At 40.4% G+C, this 21,679-nt stretch carries 18 protein-coding genes and 2 pseudogenes; 16 read left to right on the top strand and 4 right to left on the bottom strand.

Annotation, left to right across the window (positions count from 1 at the left end; genetic code table 11):
* Positions 1–34: 34 nt before the first annotated feature.
* From alaS to EHQ24_RS05055, 15 genes and pseudogenes are all read left to right on the top strand, one after another.
* A complete protein-coding gene (alaS, locus tag EHQ24_RS05120) occupies positions 35–2,794 on the top strand; it encodes an alanine--tRNA ligase (protein ID WP_167483049.1) in 2,760 nt (919 codons plus the stop codon).
* Between the two features lie 30 nt (positions 2,795–2,824).
* Positions 2,825–3,322: a YajQ family cyclic di-GMP-binding protein gene (locus tag EHQ24_RS05115; RefSeq protein WP_100742611.1), complete on the top strand. Its 498-nt coding sequence runs from the start codon at positions 2,825–2,827 to the stop codon at positions 3,320–3,322.
* A 76-nt stretch (positions 3,323–3,398) separates the two neighbouring features.
* Positions 3,399–3,794: pseudogene (locus EHQ24_RS19465) on the top strand (DNA translocase FtsK 4TM domain-containing protein); the annotation flags it as partial.
* 456 nt (positions 3,795–4,250) lie between these two features.
* Positions 4,251–6,407, top strand: a pseudogene (locus tag EHQ24_RS05110) (DNA translocase FtsK); the annotation flags it as partial.
* A gap of 40 nt (positions 6,408–6,447) precedes the next feature.
* Positions 6,448–7,149, top strand: a complete 702-nt coding sequence (locus EHQ24_RS05105; protein WP_135600581.1) for a LolA family protein — start codon at positions 6,448–6,450, stop codon at positions 7,147–7,149.
* Between the two features lie 17 nt (positions 7,150–7,166).
* A complete protein-coding gene (locus EHQ24_RS05100) occupies positions 7,167–8,270 on the top strand; it encodes a helix-turn-helix domain-containing protein (RefSeq protein WP_135600580.1) in 1,104 nt (367 codons plus the stop codon).
* On the top strand, positions 8,270–9,616 hold the full coding sequence (locus EHQ24_RS05095; RefSeq protein ID WP_135600579.1) for a MiaB/RimO family radical SAM methylthiotransferase: 1,347 nt from the start codon (positions 8,270–8,272) through the stop codon (positions 9,614–9,616). The genes EHQ24_RS05100 and EHQ24_RS05095 overlap by 1 nt, the downstream gene beginning before the upstream one ends.
* A complete protein-coding gene (gene pgsA, locus EHQ24_RS05090; RefSeq protein WP_208725704.1) occupies positions 9,582–10,364 on the top strand; it encodes a CDP-diacylglycerol--glycerol-3-phosphate 3-phosphatidyltransferase in 783 nt (260 codons plus the stop codon). The genes EHQ24_RS05095 and pgsA overlap by 35 nt, the downstream gene beginning before the upstream one ends.
* Positions 10,345–11,373 carry an anthranilate phosphoribosyltransferase gene (gene trpD, locus EHQ24_RS05085; RefSeq protein WP_135600578.1) on the top strand — a complete coding sequence of 343 codons (1,029 nt, stop codon included), beginning with the start codon at positions 10,345–10,347 and terminating at the stop codon, positions 11,371–11,373. The genes pgsA and trpD overlap by 20 nt, the downstream gene beginning before the upstream one ends.
* A gap of 26 nt (positions 11,374–11,399) precedes the next feature.
* The gene (gene yajC / locus EHQ24_RS05080) at positions 11,400–11,723 is read left to right on the top strand and encodes a preprotein translocase subunit YajC (protein ID WP_004789187.1); all 324 of its coding nucleotides are present in this window, start codon (positions 11,400–11,402) and stop codon (positions 11,721–11,723) included.
* A 1-nt stretch (position 11,724) separates the two neighbouring features.
* Positions 11,725–12,354 carry an SRP-less Sec system protein gene (locus EHQ24_RS05075; RefSeq protein WP_135600577.1) on the top strand — a complete coding sequence of 210 codons (630 nt, stop codon included), beginning with the start codon at positions 11,725–11,727 and terminating at the stop codon, positions 12,352–12,354.
* A gap of 21 nt (positions 12,355–12,375) precedes the next feature.
* Positions 12,376–14,310: a protein translocase subunit SecD gene (gene secD, locus EHQ24_RS05070; RefSeq protein ID WP_135600576.1), complete on the top strand. Its 1,935-nt coding sequence runs from the start codon at positions 12,376–12,378 to the stop codon at positions 14,308–14,310.
* Positions 14,303–15,241 carry a protein translocase subunit SecF gene (secF, locus tag EHQ24_RS05065; RefSeq protein WP_135600575.1) on the top strand — a complete coding sequence of 313 codons (939 nt, stop codon included), beginning with the start codon at positions 14,303–14,305 and terminating at the stop codon, positions 15,239–15,241. Before secD ends, secF begins: the two co-directional genes overlap by 8 nt.
* A gap of 10 nt (positions 15,242–15,251) precedes the next feature.
* Positions 15,252–16,571 carry a bifunctional diaminohydroxyphosphoribosylaminopyrimidine deaminase/5-amino-6-(5-phosphoribosylamino)uracil reductase RibD gene (locus tag EHQ24_RS05060; protein ID WP_135600574.1) on the top strand — a complete coding sequence of 440 codons (1,320 nt, stop codon included), beginning with the start codon at positions 15,252–15,254 and terminating at the stop codon, positions 16,569–16,571.
* Between the two features lie 3 nt (positions 16,572–16,574).
* Positions 16,575–17,183 (top strand): riboflavin synthase, encoded by a 609-nt coding sequence (locus EHQ24_RS05055; protein WP_135600573.1) that lies wholly within the window; start codon positions 16,575–16,577, stop codon positions 17,181–17,183.
* On the opposite strand, the gene EHQ24_RS05050 is transcribed toward EHQ24_RS05055, so the two are convergent.
* The gene (locus EHQ24_RS05050) at positions 17,180–17,557 is read right to left on the bottom strand and encodes an STAS domain-containing protein (RefSeq protein WP_135600572.1); all 378 of its coding nucleotides are present in this window, start codon (positions 17,555–17,557) and stop codon (positions 17,180–17,182) included. The genes EHQ24_RS05055 and EHQ24_RS05050 overlap by 4 nt on opposite strands.
* A 118-nt stretch (positions 17,558–17,675) precedes the next feature.
* Between EHQ24_RS05050 and EHQ24_RS05045 the strand changes: the two genes are divergently transcribed.
* On the top strand, positions 17,676–18,884 hold the full coding sequence (locus EHQ24_RS05045) for a bifunctional 3,4-dihydroxy-2-butanone-4-phosphate synthase/GTP cyclohydrolase II (protein WP_135600571.1): 1,209 nt from the start codon (positions 17,676–17,678) through the stop codon (positions 18,882–18,884).
* A 110-nt stretch (positions 18,885–18,994) separates the two neighbouring features.
* Here the strand turns inward: EHQ24_RS05045 and pdxH are convergent, their stop codons facing one another.
* Genes pdxH through EHQ24_RS05030 form a run of 3 tightly spaced genes read right to left on the bottom strand, consistent with a single transcriptional unit; the run spans position 18,995 to position 21,614 of the window.
* Positions 18,995–19,633, bottom strand: a complete 639-nt coding sequence (pdxH, locus tag EHQ24_RS05040; protein ID WP_208725711.1) for a pyridoxamine 5'-phosphate oxidase — start codon at positions 19,631–19,633, stop codon at positions 18,995–18,997.
* The gene (locus EHQ24_RS05035) at positions 19,626–20,474 is read right to left on the bottom strand and encodes a prepilin peptidase (RefSeq protein WP_135600570.1); all 849 of its coding nucleotides are present in this window, start codon (positions 20,472–20,474) and stop codon (positions 19,626–19,628) included. Before EHQ24_RS05035 ends, pdxH begins: the two co-directional genes overlap by 8 nt.
* Positions 20,475–20,516: 42 nt before the next feature.
* Positions 20,517–21,614 carry a pyridoxal phosphate-dependent aminotransferase gene (locus EHQ24_RS05030; RefSeq protein ID WP_208725702.1) on the bottom strand — a complete coding sequence of 366 codons (1,098 nt, stop codon included), beginning with the start codon at positions 21,612–21,614 and terminating at the stop codon, positions 20,517–20,519.
* Positions 21,615–21,679 lie beyond the last annotated feature (65 nt).

Below are 21,679 nucleotides of genomic sequence, written 5' to 3'. Positions count from 1 at the left end.
CCCTAGGAGGCAAACCCGATTTCGCTGTAAGTGTATGATGTCGAAAACTGTCCGCGAAATTGCCGAGTTGTATACTAGTTACTTTAAAGGAAAAGGCCATACCATTGTGCCTTCCTCAAGCCTCATCCCCAAGGGAGATCCCACTCTTTTATTCACTACAGCGGGAATGGTTCAGTTCAAACCTTTGTTTACGGGAGCCGTGGAGTTGCCATACACACGCGCCGCTTCGGTTCAAAAATGTGTTCGTACGACAGATTTGGAAGTCGTGGGTAAAACAGAAAGACATTGTACTTTTTTTGAAATGCTTGGAAATTTTTCCTTTGGCGATTATTTTAAAAAAGAAGCCATCGAATACGCGTTAGATTTTTCATTAAACCATTTACATATCCCAAAAGAAAAAATCTGGGTGACGATTTACTTAGATGATGATGAAGCAAAAAAGATTTGGATGGAAGCTGGAATTCCTGAAGAACGAATTGTACGCCTAGGAAAAAAGGATAATTTTTGGGGGCCTGCTGGAGACAGTGGGGCTTGTGGTCCATGTTCGGAATTGTATTTAGACAGAGGCCCAGAAAAAGGGGGCCCGAATTGTGGAAACAATCCAGATTGTAAACCTGGTTGTGATTGTGATCGTTATTTAGAATATTGGAATTTAGTATTCAACCAATTCAACCAAACAGTTTCCGGAGAACTCCTTCCTTTGAAACAAACGGGAATTGATACTGGTTCAGGACTCGAACGAGTGGCTATGTTACTCCAAGAGGTGGACTCTGTTTATGATACGGACGAATTAAAATCCATCATTCGTAAGATTGAAGAACTCTCAGGGATTACTTACGACGAATCGACAAAACAATCCTTTCGTGTGATTACTGACCATTCCCGCTCTGTATTTTTTTCGTTAGGGGATGGAATTTATCCTGACCGCACAGGACGTGGATACGTGATTCGTAGGCTCATCCGTAGGGCTTCGTTATTTGCAAGAAAACTAGGAATCCATGAACCGTTTTTGTACAAACTGATTGCGACACTCCGCGATTTATATTCGGTTCGTTACCCAGAACTAAAAGACAAAGCAAAAGATATCGAATCCATTTTAAAAAAGGAAGAAGAACTTTTCTTACATACTTTAGAAGTGGGACTAGAAGAATTGGAATCACTCCTCGGACATTTAAAGGAAAATAACCAAATGGTTGTTACCGGGAAAGAAGGGTTTCGATTGTATTCCACTTACGGGTTTCCTCGTGAGATGACCAAGGAACTTGTGGAAGACCGGGGATTTGGTTTTGATGACAAAGGATTTGAAGTCGAACTCGAAAAAGACCGTGACCTATCGCGAGCTAGTTGGAAAGGCAAAAAAGTCCAATACCTCACAGGTCTTAGTGCAAGCTCCGAACTCAAAACAGAGTTTTTGGGTTATACAGACACTAAATCTCAGGCAAAAGTAATTTATCTTTTTGTGGAAGGAAAGTCCGTAACTGAGGCAAACCAAGGATCGGAAGCAGTTGTCGTTCTCGACAAAACACCTTTTTATGCAGAGGGCGGTGGTCAGGTGGGAGACTGGGGATATCTCAAAAAAGAAGGTTTCCAATTCCAAGTCCAAGACACTCAAAAAGAAAACGAAACCTTTTTACATCTAGGAATGATTCTTAAAGGAAAAATCTCTGTCGGGGAAACCATTGAAGCAGAGATTGATACCACTCGTAGACAAAATCTCGCAAACCACCACTCCGGAACACACTTGTTAAATGGGGCCCTGCGTCGGATTTTAGGAACCCATGTGGCACAAAAAGGTTCCATTGTTTCTTCTGATTATTTACGATTTGATTTTTCACATCCCAAAGCACTCAGTGATGAAGAAATTATCTCCATCGAAAAAGATGTGAATGAAGCAGTGAATGCAAACATTCCAGTAAAAACGGAAGTTTTGGATATCAATGCCGCTAAACAATCGGGCGCCTTGTCCATGTTTGATGAGAAGTATGGAAGTTTGGTTCGAGTGATTTCTATGGGTGATAAGTCCAAAGAATTTTGTGGGGGAACTCATGTATCGAACACAAAAGAAATTGGATACTTTGCCATCATCAAAGAAGGAAGCCCGGGTGCGGGTAACCGAAGAGTAGAAGCCATTTGTGGTGATTCCGTTGTGGAATATTTTTTATCCCAGTTTCAAACTTTGGCCGCGAAAGTAGAAACACATAACTTATCTGCGAAAGAAACCTTCGGTGATTTAAAAGAATTTGGAATCACAAGTGTTGTTCCGGCTCCCGAAGACTTACAAAGTTTATTTGCAAAAGAAGGGAATGCCGCTGTAGAACACTTGCGAAAACTTCGCGAGAGTTTGGAGACGGAACTCGAAGAAAAGTCTAGTGCCCTTTTTAAAGCCAAAAAGAAAAAGGAACAATTGAGTTTTCAAATGAATCCAGAACTTGTGGATGGACTCTTGCAAAAGGCACATTCCTTTTCTAAGGGAAAAGTGGTTACAGAAGTTTTTGAAGCTGTGGATGCCAAATCACTGAAAGATTTGGCTGATAGTTTGAAAGCCAAAGAACCAGAAATCCTTTGTTTGTTTGGAACAAGTGAAGGGGATGCCAGCACCCTCGTTTTTATGTGTAACAAAGTTCTAAACGAAAGAGGAATCCACTGTGGGGATCTATTAAAAGAAACCTTGGTGATGTTAGATGGAAAGGGTGGGGGAAGGCCCGATATGGCACAGGGTGGTGGTAAAAAACCAGAGAGCCTGGGAGCCGCTTTGGAATTTGCCTTGGAACTTTCCAAAAAGAAATTAGGATAAAAGAGATTTAAACTAAGAAGGGAATAGAATATGGCACAAGATCCATCATTTGACATTGTATCAAAAATCGAAAGACCAGAATTACAAAACGCCGTGGCCCAGGCAATGACAGAAATCCAAACCAGGTTTGATTTTAAAGGATCCAACTCCGAAATCAAACTCACAGAAGATAGTTTGGTTTTGACTTCTGAAAATGATATCAAACTCAAACAAGTGATTGATGTCCTAACGACCAAAATGGCAAAAAGAGGAATTAGTCTAAAGGCTTTTGATTTTGACTCCAAAATTGAATCAGCTACGGGCCAAACGGTGCGCCAAAAAGTAAAAATCCAGAATGGTTTGGACAAAGAACAAACCAAACAAATCACCACTCTCATCAAAGACCAAAAACTAAAGGTTCAGGCCACCATCCAAGGGGAATCGGTTCGGGTTGTGGGCAAAAAAAAGGATGATTTGCAAGAGGTAATGGCGGCGATCCGAAACGCTAATTTCAATTTTGACGCCAATTTTACGAATTTTAAGGGTTAGAATTTTGCTTTAAGGAAAGCCTTTCGGCTTCCATTTTTTTTCTCCCTATGTCTCAAAACATTCCGATATTTCCCGTATGGACCCTAAAAAATCCGTATGGGGATGGACTTTGCCACGCAAAGACTTCCTTCCGTATCTATTAGTATTTTCTGGTGTGTTTTTACTTTTGTCTCTCTTTTCGTTTCAAGAAGGAGAGGACGGATCGCTTTTCAATTGGTTTGGAAGGCTTGGGCACTACATTTCTTTCACATTGTTTTATATTTTAGGAAAGTCCTCCTTTTTGCTTGCGGGTTTTGTTTTGATGTTAGGGGTTCTATCACTACGAAATCCCGATTTTGACAGGCTTGGCAAAGCTCTATTTTTTCCTCTTTTTCTTGTGGCGACCACTGTTAGTTTGAACTTACTCGAAACCCCACTGGGCCATGTGGGAGATAGCGGTGGGATCCTCGGGCAATTTTTCTCATGGGTATTTTCGTACCTCTTTGGAGAGACGGGGCGTATCCTTGTTGTTTTCTTTTTATACTTATACTTTGCCGTGATCTGGCTCGAGGACGGAGCTTGGTCTTTTACCTTTGCTGCCATCAACAAATACTCCAATGGAATTTACCGGATGATGGGAGGACGAAATGAACTCCCGCATTTACGATTACCTTCCTTTTTGGAATCTGTTGTTTCGACTCGCCGCGCAACAGATGAAGAAATTCGCAACAAACAATGGTTTGCCGTGCAGACAGAAGGAGAATCGAAAGAAGATCTTTCTAATCATTTTTGGAATGTGGTTGCGGATGAGAGAAAAACGGGAAATCCAAATCTGAGTCCAGGTTCGAAAAAAGATAGTTCCCATCCTAATTCCTATTCCCAAGAAGAGAGAAATTCCATGGATAGAAATGGTTTAGACGATCATTTCCAGGAAAATCCTTACCTTAAAAAAACACCGGCTGTGCGTTATCGTAATACTTCTCATTTTGAAGGATTTTTTGATGAAGCGGGCAAAGTGTTTCGATTCCAAAAACAAGAATCAAAACTGGATTCACTCGCAGAATTTGAAAAAAATGAAATTTTAATTTCCCGTCTCAAGCTAACGGACAACAGGCGAGTCGCAGAGGAATTAGAAGAAATCGAGAGTGAAAGAGAATCCAAAATCCTTTTCCAATTTCCTGAAGCCAAATGGAAACCAAAATTAGATCCGACTTTGGGATTAGAAAGTTTGGAACTACCGAAACTAGATCCTGCTAAATCTTCTTTTGGCGGTGAAAACAATATTCTAAAAACCTCGAATTCCTCTTCTTCCTTTTCGTATGAAGATGAAAACTATAGTGATTTAGAAGAAGAATCCGATGAAATGGAATCTGAATCCATGGTTCTTTCTTATGCAGAGGATGAGGATGAAAAAACATCCGAAGCGATTGCCATTCCGGAATCGGTTCGTTTGTCTCTTGTGGAAGAAACGGGTTGGGATGCGAGCGAAGGTAGCGAGTCTGACGATTCAGAAGAAGAAGTGGATTATCGTTCCGAAGAGTATGAAGAAGAAACCCTCGAGACTTTAGCTGTGGAAGAGGCATCTCCGCTCTTAAAGTCCAATTTGAGTTCAGGAAATTTTGGGAAAAAGAAGCCAGAACCAAAAGAACAACAGGAACTGATGTTTGGTTCCATGGTTCCCAAACCAAAACTAAAAAAAGGAAAGTATTATATCTCTCCAAGGCTTCTTGTGTCCCACCAAGTTCCTGTGGCCAATATTTTAAAGAACGATAGTGAATTGGATTTGATCTCTCGTAAAATCGAAGAGTCCACAGGGCATTTTGGAATTGAGTCTAAGGTCATCACCAAAGAAAGAGGGCCCATCATCACTCGTTATGAGATCACCATCCCGAATGGAATCAAACTGAACCGGATTGTTTCCCTCTCTGATGAAATCCGCGCCTACCTCGAAGTAAAAAACATTCGGATTGTGGCACCTATCCCTGGTAAGGCGTCCATTGGGATTGAGGTTCCGAACCGAATCCGCGAAGACGTATTTTTATCAGAGATTCTAAAAGATACTATCCTCCAAAATAAGGCCAAAGACTTGTCTATCTGTATTGGAAAAGATATTTCAGGAAAACTTGTGATGATTGATATCGCCAAACTTCCTCACTTACTTGTGGCGGGAACCACGGGTTCTGGTAAGTCGGTGAGTATCAATGCGATGATCACAAGCCTAATCTGCACTCGTTCCCCAGAAGAAGTGAGATTCATCATGATCGATCCGAAGATGGTGGAGATGACTCTTTATGAAGGAATTCCTCATCTACTCATGCCAGTCATCACCGATCCTAAAAAAGCAACGAAGGCACTTTCCTGGGCCATCCAAGAAATGGAGAGTCGTTACCAAATGATCTCTCAGTTAAAAAGTAGGGATTTCAAAAGTTTTAATGAAAAGGTGGATGAATATGCCCATGCCAAGGGATTTCAAAAACTACCGTACATTGTGATCTTTATAGACGAGCTTGCCGACCTTATGATGGTTTCTGGAAAGGATTTGGAAGAACAGATCCAACGAATTTCCCAAAAAGCAAGGGCCGTCGGAATCCATCTCGTGATGGCAACCCAAAGACCGTCAGTAGATGTGATCACCGGGGTCATCAAAGCGAACTGCCCGGCAAGGGTGGCCTTCCAAGTGGCTCAAAAAACAGACTCTAGAACCATTCTGGATACAAGTGGAGCCGAGACCCTTCTTGGGAAAGGGGACTTTTTATACAGGTCTCCTACATCGAGTGACCTCCAAAGGATCCAAGCTCCCTTTATCGAGGAGAAAGAAATTGAATCCATCGTGGAAGAGGCCAAAAAACAAGGGGCTCCAGCCTATGTGGAAATGAACTGGGACGATGAAACGAATATCGAAATGGCCTCTGACGAAGACGAAGAACTTTTTGACGAAGCTTGGAATATCGTTGTGACCGAAAAAAAGGCCAGTGCCAGTTACTTACAAAGAAGGATGAGAATCGGTTACAACAAAGCGGCAAGGCTTATGGAACTTATGGAAATGAGGGGTTATGTTTCACCGCAAATCGGGGCCAAACCCCGGGAAATCCTGCGTTCAGCGTAAATCATCGACAAGAGAAGTTTGTCTGAAAAACTGGGAATCTATGAAAGTATGGATCGGATCTTTGTTACTTGTCTTGGGTGTTTCTCTTGGTGCCCAAACAAGTCCGGCTCACAATTGGCACTCACCATCCGAAGTGGTGAAAAAGATAAAGAAGAACTTTAGTGATATCAATTCCTATTCGGCTGATTTTCTCATCAAAACAGAAGACAACAAAAAGGAAAAACAGATGCGCGGGAAATGTTTCTACAAACGTCCCGGAAAAATTAGATATAACTTTGCTGAACCGGAAGGGGACGAAATTGTATCCGATGGAAAAACGCTTCATATCTTCATCAAGAGGTTAGGTGCTGTGGGAAAACAGGATTTAACTCTCGATCGTAAAAATACCTCTGGCCCTATCTTTACAACAAACAGTCCCGATGGCCTGAACCGCCTCTTTCGTAAATACCATTATAAATTTGATACCATCGAACAACCGCGTTCGGTGGGTGATACAGCCAAATACTTTGTGTTAGATCTTGACCAAAGAGAAAAAATTGGTGGGTTCGAGAAGATGAAACTTTTTGTGGATTCCGAATCCTACTTAATTAAAAAAGCAGTGGCTACCGATGGACGCGGGAAAGTAACCACCATCTCATTTTCCAATATTAATTTTTCTGAAGAAATCCAAGACGGAGTTTTCAATTTTCATATGAGCGGAAACGCGAAGATTGTGAACAACCCACTTGTCTCCGAGAACTAAGCTAAGAGGATATCATTTTGAACACAAAACGAGTCGGTCAAATACTACGAGAAGCTAGAGAAGATAAAAAACTTTCAGTGAAAGATGTTGCGAAAGAAACAAACATCGCAGCCAAATACATCATTGCTTTAGAAACAGAAGACTATTCCCAATTTCCTGCAGAAACCTTTGCTCTTGGGTTTTTGAAAAACTATGCTAGTTATTTGAAGTTAGATGCCGCAATGCTTCTGAATCTTTACCGCGGGGAACAGATTGAAGAATCCCAAGCACCTTTGGAAGAACTCACGAGACCGACGACAACTCCCCTCAACTTAGATCGAAATAAAATCATAAGCCTTGTTTCTATATTTCTTTTTGTGATCTCTGCTTATATCATTTATATTAGTTTTGAAGATTCAGGATCTGGATCTATGGATGAGGAAACCACGGAGGTTGGTTCTTCCACTGTAGAAACTGTGGCAAGTTCAGACATTCCTTCTGGAATCAATTTCGTTTCTCAAAGTGTTCCAGAAAATGCCAGCGTTCCTTTTATTTTAACAGAAGACCGTGGTGTGAGTTTCAGTGTGAACAACCAACAATGTAAGATGTTCATAAAAGGTGTTTCCAACGGAAAAGCAAACCTTGGATTCAATATCTTCCCTGAAAAGAATGTATATTTTTTCCAAACCGCAGAAGGGGAAGAAACTATCCTTTCGTATCGCATTGAAGAATTATCTTCTCTTCGTCGGGACATCCGTGTGGTCACTCAAGCAGTTACTGAAAAATCTGCCAAAGTTCTTGTGACTCTCAAAGAAGAAAGAGAAGGTACGGCGGTCAAATCTCCAGTGGGAGATGTTCCCATCCAAGTCACACTCTTTTTCTCTAAACCAAGTTACGTTGAATTCGTGTTAGATGGTCAAATGGGAGAAAGGGGACTTGTTTCTGCTGGCGAAGTCAAACACTTAGAAGCTCGGGATCGCCTTGAAATCAAAGTGGGTGACGGTGGTGCCGTGGAAATGGTTCAAAATGGTAAGGAACGTTCTGTTCTTGGAAAACCAGGAAAACTCGTCAAAAAAATCTTCATTCGTAAACCAAATCCTTATGATTCGACTCAGTCCATCATTGGAGAGTTAGGCGAGTAATGCCGAAACTAAAAGAAACAACGGAAGAAACACCGAAGTCGTTTTTTATCACGACTCTCGGTTGTCCTAAAAATACTGTAGATTCTATGGCTATGCACCAGTCGCTTTTGAAAGAAGGTCTCCTTCCTGCGGCTGGCCCCGAAGCAAGTGACTTCCACTTAGTCAACACTTGTACCTTCATCCAAGATGCTACGAAGGAAACCATCCAAACGATTTTGGATTCCATTGACATCAAAAAGAAAAATAAACAAAAGTTAGTGGTTGTCGGTTGTTTTGCGGAACGTGCCGGAAAGGAAATCTCGGATGACCTTCCCGAAGTGGATCTTCATTTTGGAACTGGAAAATATGACAAAGCAGGGGAGATCCTTCGCAAAAGTTTTCCTCTAGATTTTAAAGATCTTTCTGAATTCAATGAAGACCTTCTCGAAAGACTAGTAACCAGTAAAGGAATCGAAAACTATTCCAAACCATACTCTTATGTAAAAATTTCTGATGGTTGCAACAGAGGTTGTCACTTTTGTATCATTCCAAATTTACGTGGGAAGTATCGTGATACGGAAAGTTCTGATGTGTTAACACAAACGAAACTGGCTGTAAAGGCGGGTGCCAAAGAGATCTGCCTAGTTTCCCAAGATACCGTGTTTTATGGAAAGGATACAGACAAACTTTTGGATTTGGTTCGTTCTGTGGCAGATGTGGATGGTCTGGAACTTTTGCGCCTTCTCTATTTGTATCCAGATAAAAAAACAGAAAAGTTACTCGATCTTTATGGAGAAATTCCTAAGATTGCCCCGTATTTGGAAAGCCCTTTGCAACATGTCTCCAAATCAGTTTTAAAATCCATGAACCGCACAGGCGAATATTCTTACTTCAAATCACTTTTCCAAAAAGCGAGGGGTATCAGACCCGATTTAGAAATTCGTACTTCCTTTATTTTGGGTTTCCCTGGGGAAACGATGGAAGACGTAGAAGAAATCATTCGGTTTGTGGAAGATGTAAAACCTGAAAAGGTAAATCTATTTCCTTATTCCCCACAAGACGGAACGAAAGGTGCAACGATGGATGGGCAACTTAAAGACAAAGAGATTGCTCGTCGTGTGAATCTTGTGCGGGATGCCTATCTCGGCACTTTAAAATCCATCCACCAAAACCGAATTGGAAAATTGTATCCTGCGGTTGTGGATGAGGTTTTGGAAAAAGGTGCCATCGTCCGTCGTTTCCAAGATGCACCAGAAATTGATGAAGTGGTTTATGTAGAAGAAGAAGGTTTGAAGGTCGGCCAGTTTGGTCAGGTCAGAGTGGATTCTTTTTATGAACTCGATATGTCGGGGACTTGGGTGGTTTAAGTTGGAAGATTGGAAAACCATTGCCAATATTCCGAATTTGCTTACCGTACTTCGGGTTCTCGCACTTCCTTTTTTTATCTTTGCCCTTTTCCAAAAGGAATGGGAATACCAAATTTTTGCCTTTGTTCTTTTTGCACTCGCATCACTCACGGATCTTGTGGATGGATACTTAGCACGTAAATGGAACCAACAAACAGAGTTTGGAAAGTTTCTCGATCCACTCGCGGATAAATTTTTAGTCATTGGATGTTTTGTTACTTTTTTATTCATCCACGAACCCATTGAGGTTTGGATGGTCGTGCTTATCATTGCGCGAGATATGCTCATTACTTTTTTACGTTACATTGCGGTTCGTTCAGGCAAAAGCCTTCGTACCACCATGATGGGAAAAGTAAAAACAGCTTTCCAAATGGGGGCCATTCTTATGATCCTTGTTGTGTTTATGCTGATCTCTGGAAAAAGAAGAGCCATGATCAATGAAACTTATGCGATGGGGAAACTAGCAGGTTATTCCACCTATGAAGTCGCAGCACAACATGCAAATGAGTTTTGTAAATTAGTCAAAACAACAGAGAGTTTAAGTTTTAAAGATTTTTTTGATTCCATTGCATCTTTTGTTCCTTATTTTGGAATGTTATTCACAACTTTCATTACTGTTATTTCTGGTCTTCGTTATATTGTGACCAATTATCAGTTGTTAACTTTTTCCAACCTAAAAAGGATTTTTTATGACCGCGCCAACAGTTAAAGAAATACTCGGGCAAGTTGTTTCTGGACACCATCTCGTGGAAGACCATGCCGAACTTTTTTTAAGTGAGGTGATGGATGGGAAAGTTCCAGAACCAGTCCTTGCATCTTTTCTCACTGCCATGAAAATGAAAGGAGAAACTACGGACGAATTGTACGGATTTGTTCGGGCCATGCGTAGCCATGCCATCAAACCTTCGCAAAAGTTTGAATTTGATTTTTTAGATACTTGTGGGACAGGGGGAGATGGAAAAGGAACTTTGAATGTTTCCACTCTTTCGGCTCTCACTTTGGCAAGCCTTGGATTCAAAGTTGCTAAACACGGAAATCGTTCTGTCTCTTCCCTTTCCGGAAGTTCTGATATTTTATCCGGACTTGGATACAAACTCGACCGATCGACAGCGGAATCAGAATCCGAATTCATCCGCACAGGGTTTGTGTTTTTGTTTGCCCCAGCTTGGCACCCAGCGATGAAATACGCAGGGCCTGTTCGCACGGCCCTTGGATTTCGCACTTTTTTCAATTTGATTGGACCTCTTTCCAACCCATTTTCCCCCTCACACCAACTTGTAGGTGTTTATGATAAATCTCTTTGTTTGCCTATTGCCGAAATTTTAGGAAGGCTTGGCTCCAAACGGGCGATTGTCTGTCATTCGCGGGATGGACTGGATGAATTTTCTATTTTTGAGGGGACAGATTACGCCTATTTCGATGGAAAAGAGACAAAAGAACTGACTTTTGACCCAAAGGAACTCGGCTTAAATTCCAAGGAATTGGACAGAAATACAGTGTTCTCTTCATCCAAAGAAGGGGCGGAATCCCTTTTTCGGGCAGTTCTGGATCCCAGTGAATCCACGGGTGGCACTTCTATGGTGGCTCTCAATGCGGGGGTGGCTATGTTTTTACTCGGTGCCACAACGGATATACGAACAGGATACGAAACTGCAAAAGCAGCCATCCTCGAGAAAAAAGTTCTCCGATTCGTTCGTGAAACATTGAATTTAAGATAAGGCCTGTAAACATTGGATAAATAGCTATGCTCAATTTTAATTTTTTAACACCAGAAATCCTAATCCTTGCCCAAGAAGAGGGTGCAAAGTCCTCACTACAGTCACTCATCATCATTCCGATCATGTTAGTTGCTATGTATTTTCTTGTGATCCTTCCAAACAAAAAAGAAGAGAAAAAACGCAAAGAAATGATCACTAACCTTCAAAAAGGTGATAACGTTGTGACTAACAGTGGCCTACATGGAAAAATCGTAGAGTTCAAAGACAATAACGAAACAGTTGTTCTCAGTGTTGCAGCGAACACAAACGTAACTTTTGAAACAAGCGCAATTCTAAAGAAGAAAGCTTAAGATGAAGCGTATCTTCTTAATTACCCTACTAGTCTTTTTTTCGGTATCCCTCTTTGCAGAAGAGGGTTTGGATTTTTTAGATAAGGTAAATGATAAACCCAAATCGACTACTTCCAAACCAAAAGAAGACTCAACTCAGGTCACAACAAAAAAACAAACTAACGTTGTGAATGCGGCGACAACTGGTACGGGGAAAAAGAAGAAATCTAAAAAGAAATCCAAACAAAACCAACTCAGTTTAGAAACTCTTCCTCAAAACACCAATTTGGTTCCAAATACGAATGTTAACACGGTTACCGAAAAATCGGTTCCTAGTTTAGAAAAACAACCTTTGGTTCCTGAGGAAGAAGAAGTTGTGAACAATGGAATGTGGATGGATTCAACAACTTCTGTGGAACCAACTGGCCTCCCTGGATTTTCTGCTGATTTAAAAATCGGTAAAGTGGAAACTTCCCAAACGGAAACAAATCCATCTGCAAATAAAGAAACGGGAAAATCTCTTTTTAATTTTTCTGATTTTTTTGCTAAATATAAAAAAGCAATGATGATCCTTGGGATTATCATTCTATTTGCTTTTTACAGACTTAGATCCGCTCGCCCGGGATCTAGTAGTCGTTCTTATAGAAGATAATAATTTTAGGAGCAAACTAACTTGCAATCGTATCGACTATTGATTCTCCCTTTTTTGATTTTGGCGGTTTCCTTTACAATTTTGTATCCGAACTTTGCTGATCGCGATTTAAAGATCGTTGTGAGAGAGGATGTGTATGCACTTCCTGAGGCCGAACAAAAGATTCTTGTGAACGCACTCTTTGAACGTTGGGCAAAAGATTATGGTAAAACTTCTGGTTGGACCATTGAACCTACAGGAACTCTACCACCCAAAGAAAATCCGTTTTATACTGTAAAAGGAAGATTTATCACTTCCGCAAAGATCAACCAAATCTCTCAGGAGAATCAATCTTTAGTCAGTGAATCTAAAAACAAATTAGAACCAACTTGGATTGAAAATGCCATTCGTGGTGGTAAATCATTATCCATCAAACTTGGGCTCGACTTACAAGGTGGTATGCGAGTGGTTCTGAAAGGGGACTTTGATGATTATACCTCTAAACTCAAAGACCTTTATGCTAAGGAACTCAATGAGTTGAATGTAACTCTGAAAAATCCTACAGCAAAACAAGAAGAAAAAGACAAGGCAAAATCCAGGCTCGCAGAAATCGAATCTAGTTTTGATCTTTCTCCCATGCGTAAAATTGTAGAGTTAGAAAAAGCAAAGATGATTATCGACAATCGTCTGACTACGCAAAACCTAACAGAACCACAGGTTCGTATCCAAAAAGAACAAGATGCAATTGAAGTTTCTCTTCCTGGGGTATCCAATTCCGCAGCCATCTTAGAAATTTTACAAAACACGGAAACAGTGGAATACCGTTTGGAAGAACCAAATCCATTTGTTTTCAAAGGTCAAATCGCTGACAATGAACGTCGTACGATGGATTTGGGCAAACGAGAAGATACCGATATTTTTCTATTCCAAGAATTGGTAAAAAACAAAGCAGGGAAAAAAGCCCAAGACGAGTTTTTAGAAGGATTAGAAAAAAAATACAATATCCCGAAAGACTACAAAGTTTATGCTATGTGGGCTCGCGGAAATTCAGCAAAGTCAGCCCTCCTTCCACGGAGTTTTGTGGTTTTGGAACGTAAAATTGCCCTTTCTGGGAATGACATGACCAATGCACAACCATCATATAATTCCAATTCCTATGGATGGATGGTTAGTTTTACACTCACTCCCAATGGTGCTGAGAAATTTTTTGATCTAACTTCTGAAAACCGGGGACGTAATTTAGCAATTGTTTGGGGAGATAAAGTCATCTCCAATCCAATTATCAATGACCCAATTGCTGGTGGCCGTGCGGAGATTTCGGGAAGTTTTTCTGAACAAGAAGCCATTCGACTCGCAAACGTTATTTCTGAAGGAGCACTTCCAATTCCGCTATCTGTATTGGAAATGCGTTTCATTGGACCTACACTCGGAATTGAGTCTATTGAAGTGGGTGTCAAAGCCGTGGCCATTGGATTTTTTCTAGTAATGATATATATGATCTTCTATTACAGGTTAGGTGGCTTTATTGCTGATATCTCACTCCTTGTGAATATCATTATTTTGGCCGCATTACTTACCTTAATGGATTTTACTCTAACACTTCCAGGGATTGCCGGTATCATTTTGACTGCGGGTATGGCAGTGGATGCGAACGTAATCATATATGAAAGGATACGTGAGGAAATCGAAGAGGGAAGGGCACTTTCGATTGCCGTCACTCGTGGTTTCGAAAATGCATTTTGGACCATTATGGATGCAAACGTAACAACTCTCATTGCCGGGATTTTGATGATTCGTCTTGGAAATGGACCAATCAAAGGTTTTGCGATCACACTTTGTTGGGGTATTGTGACTACACTTTTTACCTCCCTTTTCCTATCTCGATTGTTTATGGAACTGACAGTGAACCGATTAGGGGTTCATCACTTAAATTTAAGACCTTTCTTCTTTGGGAAAAAGGAGACTACAAATGTATAATATCAACTTTACAAAGTATAAATACTTTACTCTTAGCTTTTCACTTTTCCTGATTGTTGCTGGATTCGTTGTTACTTTCGTTAAGTATGGTGGGTTTGCTCACTCTCTTGATTTTAATGGTGGACTTAGAACAGTCGTAGAACTACCAGCAGACAAAACTCGTAGCGATCTCGAAGGATACTTCCAATCCAAAAATATTGAAGCCGTTGTCATCCTTTTGGAAAAAGATAAAAACATCTACCAATTGGACATTGGACTTGGTTCACTCGATACGATTGAGTCTTTATACAAAGAAATTCCTGAGGTAAACCGGGAATCTTCTACATCGGCAATTGATCGTTTTGTTCAACTTTTAAGATATGAATACAAACTACCCAAAGAAAAGGTTCTTTCTGCTGACCAAGTGGGCGCGGTAGTTGGTGGTGAGTTAACGGAAGTGGGGATTACACTCCTACTCACAACCCTTGCTATCATTCTTTTGTATTTGAGCATTCGTTCACAGTTCAAGTTTGCATTGGCATCCGCTATTGCACTGGTTCATGATATTCTGATGACACTGGCTCTGATTGGATTTTTACAAATCAAACCAAGTGTTCCCATCATTGCAGCACTTCTCACACTTCTTGGTTATTCCATTAACGATAAAATCGTGGTATTTGATAGAATCAGAGAAAATTCGCATGGAAAAGACAATTTGGCTTTTTCCAATATCATCAATGTTTCCATCAGCCAAACATTAGGTAGAACGATCAATACGTCCTTTACAACGATGATTTCCGTAGTTGCCATCATTGTAGGTGGAGCAGTGGAATTGTATGATTTTGCCTTTATTCTTCTTTTTGGGGTTCTTGTAGGAACTTATTCTTCTATTTACATCGCAGCTCCCATTTCTGAGATCTACGATTTAATCAGGAAAAAAAGATTCGTTTAACAGAACCACTATGAATGCAGAGAAACGAAAGGAAACTTATTCTCTGCATTCCTTACTCGGATTTTTGGCAATGGGAAAAACCGGAGCCAATCCGCCAGTCTCTGCTGTATTGACGAATACTGAGGGACAAATCCTTGCATCCGCACACACTCAAAACTATGGCGGCAACCATGCCGAAAGAGAACTTTATTCTCGGTATATACGACCCGAAGTAAATGATAGAAGAGAAAACCAAAGTTTAGATTTGGCTTCTGATCAAAATCCAAATGAAACATATAAGTTTTCCACTTACGATGAGATTCTTTCTGTCAGTTTAGAACCTTGCACTCATTTTGGAAAAACACCACCTTGCCGAGATTTGGTGATCGAAAAAAAACCTAAAGAAATTAAACTTGGTTGGAAAGATCCAAATCCTCTCATTGTCTCTGGCGAATGGGAAACATATAAAAAAGCCGGAATTTCTATTGGCCTTGACCCGATGCTCGCCAAGGTATCTTTTCCTTATTTACAGGGATTTTTAACAAGAATCCAAACGGGACGTCCTTGGGTTTGGATCAAATCTGCCACTTCCCAAGAAGGGAATTTTGCATCTTCGGATAAAAAAAAAGAACGAGTCAGCTCAGTTGAAGTGGATCTTTCCTTACAGTTGTTACGTGCCAAAGTGGATGCGGTGGCCGTAGGTCCAGGTACTGTAATTTCTGATTCGCCCTCACTTCACTTTCGAATTTCAGAAGAAATGATAAATTCTCATAAACTTGGGACTCGAACCACGGAACTAGAACCTTTTTTTGAAGCGGGATCTGGACTCATTTCTTCCATTTTACAATATGCAAATGAAACAGCAGAAATCCATAATTTGGAAGAAAGTCTCTACCAACCATACCGGGTATTTTGTCTGGATCCAAACCATATGCCGTCAGATGAGTTCTTTCAAAAACAAAGAGAACTCACAGAGAAGTATGGTGAAAAAAAATGTATATTTTTTATCCTTACGGATGAGGAATTAGAATCTTTCCATCCAGTATTGGAAAATCATATCCAATCAGTTTCTCGGTTTGAAGGAATTTCTTTGAAACAAGATGATGGTGGTAAATTTTTAGAGATTTTGGGTGACCTTGGCATCAATACTTTGTTATGCGAATCGGGAAATTTTTTCCCTAATTTTTTGGCAGAGGAACTTAACGAATCGGATCGGATTCTTGAAATTCGAAATGAAAACAAATCACTTCCCGATGGAATTCCTTTCATATTCCAGAATGAACTTTTAATTTCAGAATACCAAGTGGGATCCAACCGCATTTTTATTAGAAAACCGAATGGGAGTGTTTAGAATATGTTTACAGGTCTTGTAGAAACACTTGGAAAAGTTGTCGCGATCGAACCGATTGATTCGGGTATCCAATTTACAATCGAAACCGAATGGGAAAATCCTGATTTAAAAACAGGGGACTCCATTGCCATCAACGGCGCATGTATGACAGTCACTGAATTTAACGATCTTGGGAATTTATTTAAGTTTTATGCGTCGTTTAAATCTTTGGAACTCACCAACTTGTCTCGGTTAGGAGAAGGTTCTACCGTCAATTTGGAGCGAGCGATGGCCCTTGGACAAAGGTTCGGCGGTCATATGGTGCAAGGCCATGTAGATGGAATGGCAAAGGTTGTGAGTCGCAAACAAATTGAAACAGAGGTAGAAGAGTTTTGGGTAGAAATTCCAGAAGAACTTCGCCGTTATTTTGTGAAAAAAGGATCTGTGACTTTGGATGGGATAAGCCTTACTGTGGTGGATGTTCAGGATGGGAATATACAACTGATCTTAATCCCAGAAACAATGGAAAAAACCAATGCAGGTTCCTGGAAAAAAGACCAACGTTTGAATGTGGAAGTGGATGTACTTGCTAAATACATCGAAAATTATTTAAGCCAAAGATCCGGTAGTTAATTTCTTTTTAATAAATCATCGATGTCTGAATCAGAATCGTCATTTACATACTTACTCTGAAAATCAGAACTACTCATAATTTCAAAAAACATATCGAGTTTTGCTAATTTAAAAACATTTTGGATCATTGGTTTCATACCAACAAGGATCAGTTTCCCCTTTTTGTTTTTGAGAGAGTTTAGACTTTTGATGAGAGAACCAATTCCCGACGAGTCGATATAATCCAAACGGCTCATTTCGATGGAAACAATACTGGGATTGGGTTCGATGAGTTTTGCAAAGATAGATTCAAATTCTTCTGTGGACTCAATGTCAAATTTTCCTGCAATTTCTATGGTTTTGATCTTTCCTGTTGTGTTCAGTTTCAGTTCCACATGGCCTCCGATCCGGAACATTTAGACAAAAGAAAGGGGAAAAATCAATGACTTTCTTTGGGAATCTTCTTTAATTCGGAACGCCTTTCAGAGTTTTAGTATATAGAGGCCTTTCCCCATGATACGTCCGATCGAAGAAGCAATCGAAGAAATCCGCCAAGGCAAAATGATCATTCTAGTCGACTCTGAAGACAGAGAAAACGAAGGGGATTTGGTCTGCGCCTCCCAGTTTGCGGACAAAGACAAAATTAATTTTATGGCAACCCATGGTCGCGGACTGATCTGCGTGCCTATGGAGAGAGAGAGGTTACAATCCCTCGGTCTTGGGAAGATGGTGGATGACCTAACTCTAGGAGACAAACACGGGACAGCCTTTACGGTTTCTGTCGATGCCAAACACGGAACTTCTACAGGAATCTCCGCACTGGATAGAGCGAAAACTGTGGAAGCTCTTCTTGATCCAAAAACAAAATCAGACGATTTGATGCGTCCAGGCCATATGTTTCCTTTACAGGCAGTAACCGGTGGTGTTTTAAGAAGGGCAGGTCATACAGAGGCAGCCGTCGACTTATCTAAGTTAGCGGGTCTTTATCCAAGTGGAGTCATTTGTGAGATTATGAATGACGATGGATCGATGGCTCGGATTCCTGATTTGGAAAAGTTTGCAAAAACCCATGGACTCAATATTTATACAATCGAAGATCTCATACGTTATAGAAGGCACAAAGAAAAATTAATCCATTTGGAAGTGGAAGCAAATCTTCCAACCGAGTTTGGAGATTTTAAAATCAAAGCTTACTCCACACAAATTGACGACAAAATCCATATGGCACTGGTCAAGGGAGACATTGATTCCGATAAACCAGTGCTTGTCCGTGTTCACAGTGAATGTTTGACAGGAGATATATTTTCATCCCAACGATGTGACTGTGGACCCCAACTTCATAATGCTTTACGAATGATTGAAAAAGAAGGAACAGGAGTCCTTTTGTACATGCGCCAAGAAGGTCGTGGGATCGGAATTATTAATAAACTCAAAGCCTATTCTTTACAAGAGGGGGGCCTTGATACCGTCGAAGCCAATGAAAAATTAGGATTTGCTCCTGACTTACGAGAATACGGAATCGGAGCCCAAATTTTACGAGATATCGGGGTGAAACAAATGAAACTCATCACGAATAACCCTCGTAAAATTGTTGGTTTGGAAGGTTACAATCTGCACGTAACAGAAAGAGTTCCCATTGAAATTGATCCTGTGGAAGAAAACACTCGTTACTTGCAGACTAAAAAAACAAAATTAGGACATTTGCTCAACCTTCATGGTTGATCGCATCGATCTAACGAATCAAACGATCCGTATTTCCGCTAAAAAGGAAAACCTTTTTTAGCGGGTCTGTGGTATTTGAGATTAAAAAGACTTTTTAAATCGAAAGGGCCTTAAGGAGATAAACGACTTCGTTTCCAACTCGATTCTATCCTTTCAAAAGAAATCCTGTCATGAAGTCTACCCACCCTTCCTTGCCAAAATTCGATTTTAGTAGGGGAGACCGAATACCCACCCCAGTTTTCTGGTTTTGGAATTTCTTTACCTTCCCATTCCTTTGTGAGGGAGACAAACTTCTCTTCTAAATATTCTCTGGATGGAACCACCGAACTTTGATTTGATGCATGGGCTCCAATTTGAGATTCCCTGGGTCTGACTGCAAAATAAGATTCTGATTCTTCCTTGGAGATACGGGTAGCACGACCTTCGATTCGGATTTGTCTTTCGAGTTTTGGCCAAAAGAAATTGAGAGCCACATGATTGTTTGCAGCTATGTCCTGTCCTTTATCCGAATCATAATTGGTAAAAAACTGGAACTCTTCACGAATGAGTCCTTTGAGTAAAACAATACGCACTGATGGTTGGCCTGTTTTGTCTACCGTAGCAAGGCTCATGGCATTGGGTTCAGCTTCTCCCTCTTCTTTTGCTTCCGAAAACCAAAGACTAAATAATTTTAAGGGATCCGAACCTGCTGTTTCTTCGGTGAGAACCGAGCGAGTGTAGAGTTTTCTCATTTGTGGCAATTCATTCAATGGTTCCATAGATTGGAAATCCCTCCCAGTTGTAATAGTGGACTAGTAGTTTTGCAAAATAAGTTAAAAATAGTCCGAGGGAAAAATAAAGTCCCATCGGGATTTTTTTTCCCTTTAAAGAGTCTCCTTTTTTTCTTAAAAGAAAACTAAACCCTACGGCAAGAAGGTATGCGGAATTAAAATATAAAATCCAAAAGGGATTTCCGGCAATGGCAGCAAAAATTGGAGAAAAAAGCACATCTCCAAGTCCAGTCCCTCCACGAAAGAGTAGGTAAATGATCAGGTAAAAGGATAAAAATCCCAAAAACACCCATAAGCTTTCTAAATTTAAGTTTTCACCAAACAGAAAGTAGTTGGAAAGGATACCGAAACAAATGATAAAGGGAAGGTTTTCATAATCCAAAGAATACTTTGCGACATCTGTCATCATGGAGATAAGCAAGTGCCCAAACAAAAATAGAAGGAGGATGGTTCCAACGATATCTTCCGATACAAAATACACAAAGATAGCAATGAGTCCAAATAAAAATTCAGTAAGTGGATAGAGTTTGGGTAATTCTATTTCGCAAGACTTACATTTTCCTTTTGTCAAAAACCAACCAAAAATTGGGGTAAGGTTTGTTTTACTCACCAAATGTCCGCAAGATGGACAGTGGCTAGGTTTTGTAAAAATAGTTTTCCAACGTTGAAAACCTTTTGTTTCTTTTCTTTTTTTGCCATAACAAAAAGTCAGGATTCGCTCGGCTAGTGTTGTATAGAAACTGGCTAAGGCTCCGCCAAAAAAAAATAGGATTCCATAGGTCGAGAGGGTCCAAAGAGATAACCAAATCGATTCGTCCATAAAATCCAATTTCTACCTTTCTCTCAATCGGAAGGAAAGATTTTAACTTTCCTTAGATAGTTCCTGTAAGGCTTTCATTCCTCGTTTCAATGTGTCCCATTCTGTGGCAAAGGAAAGTCTCACAAAATTCTTTTGGTCACAAAAGATAAATCCAGGCACAAGGATGAGATCTTTTTTGACAGCTCTTTGGATGAACTCTTCATCAGTGACTGGAACTTGGAAAAAGGAATAAAAAGCCCCTCCCGATTTTTGGATGGGATAATAGTCTTTTAAGGAATCATAAACAAAGTCGCGTTTTTCACGATAGTCTTGGATATAAGCACTCATATCTGTTTTGAGTGCTTCGATTCCTGCCACTTGCGTGATGGAAGGAGCACAGACTACCGTATACTGTTGTAAGGTGGTGAGTGCTTTGATCACTTTGTCTTCGGCAAGAATGGTCGCAAGCCTAAGCCCAGTCATATTGTATGTTTTGGAAAATCCAGTGAGAGTGATGGTTTTTTCATACTCGGAACCAATCGAATGAAACTGTTTGTCATAATCAAAGAGTTCATAAATTTCATCGCTGATAAGATATGCCCCTGTTGTTTCGGCTAAGTTTGCCAGGGCTCGTAGTTGTTCCTTGGAAAGAACTTTGCCCGTAGGATTCGAAGGATTCGAAAAAATGATGAGTTTGAATTTCCGAGATTTTAAAGATTCTAAATCTTCTGGTTTGAAACTTTCTTCCAGCGGAACTACTTTTCCACCATAGAATTTTAACATCGCCGGATACATTAAAAAGTAAGGGGAGATGACCAAACATTCGTCACCTTCGTTTACGAGTGCATTGAACAACAAAAATAAAGCAGAAGAAATTCCAGAGGTAACAAGGATGCGGTCTTCATGGGCATAAGAAATTTTGTTTTGGGTGCGGTATTTCTCAGCCATCGCAGATTTTAATTCAGGAATCCCACCAGTTAAGGTGTAAGAAGTTTTCCCGTCCTGTGCCGCTTTAGTTAAAACCTCGATAATGTTAGGTGGGCAAGGAAAGTGCGGTTGGCCGATACTGAGATTAATCGGGTTTTGGATGGTCCGTGCGAGCTCAAAAGCCTTGCGGATGGGGGAGGAATCAATCCCATACATTCTATTTGCGAAATCCATGGAATCATCATGGTTTTTTGGGGAGATACGGGTCAATAGAATTTGGTTTACACCTAGGAAATGGG

This window comes from Leptospira noumeaensis (assembly GCF_004770765.1).
GTDB classification, from domain to species: domain Bacteria; phylum Spirochaetota; class Leptospiria; order Leptospirales; family Leptospiraceae; genus Leptospira_A; species Leptospira_A noumeaensis.
This window is presented reverse-complemented; position numbering and strand designations above follow the sequence as displayed.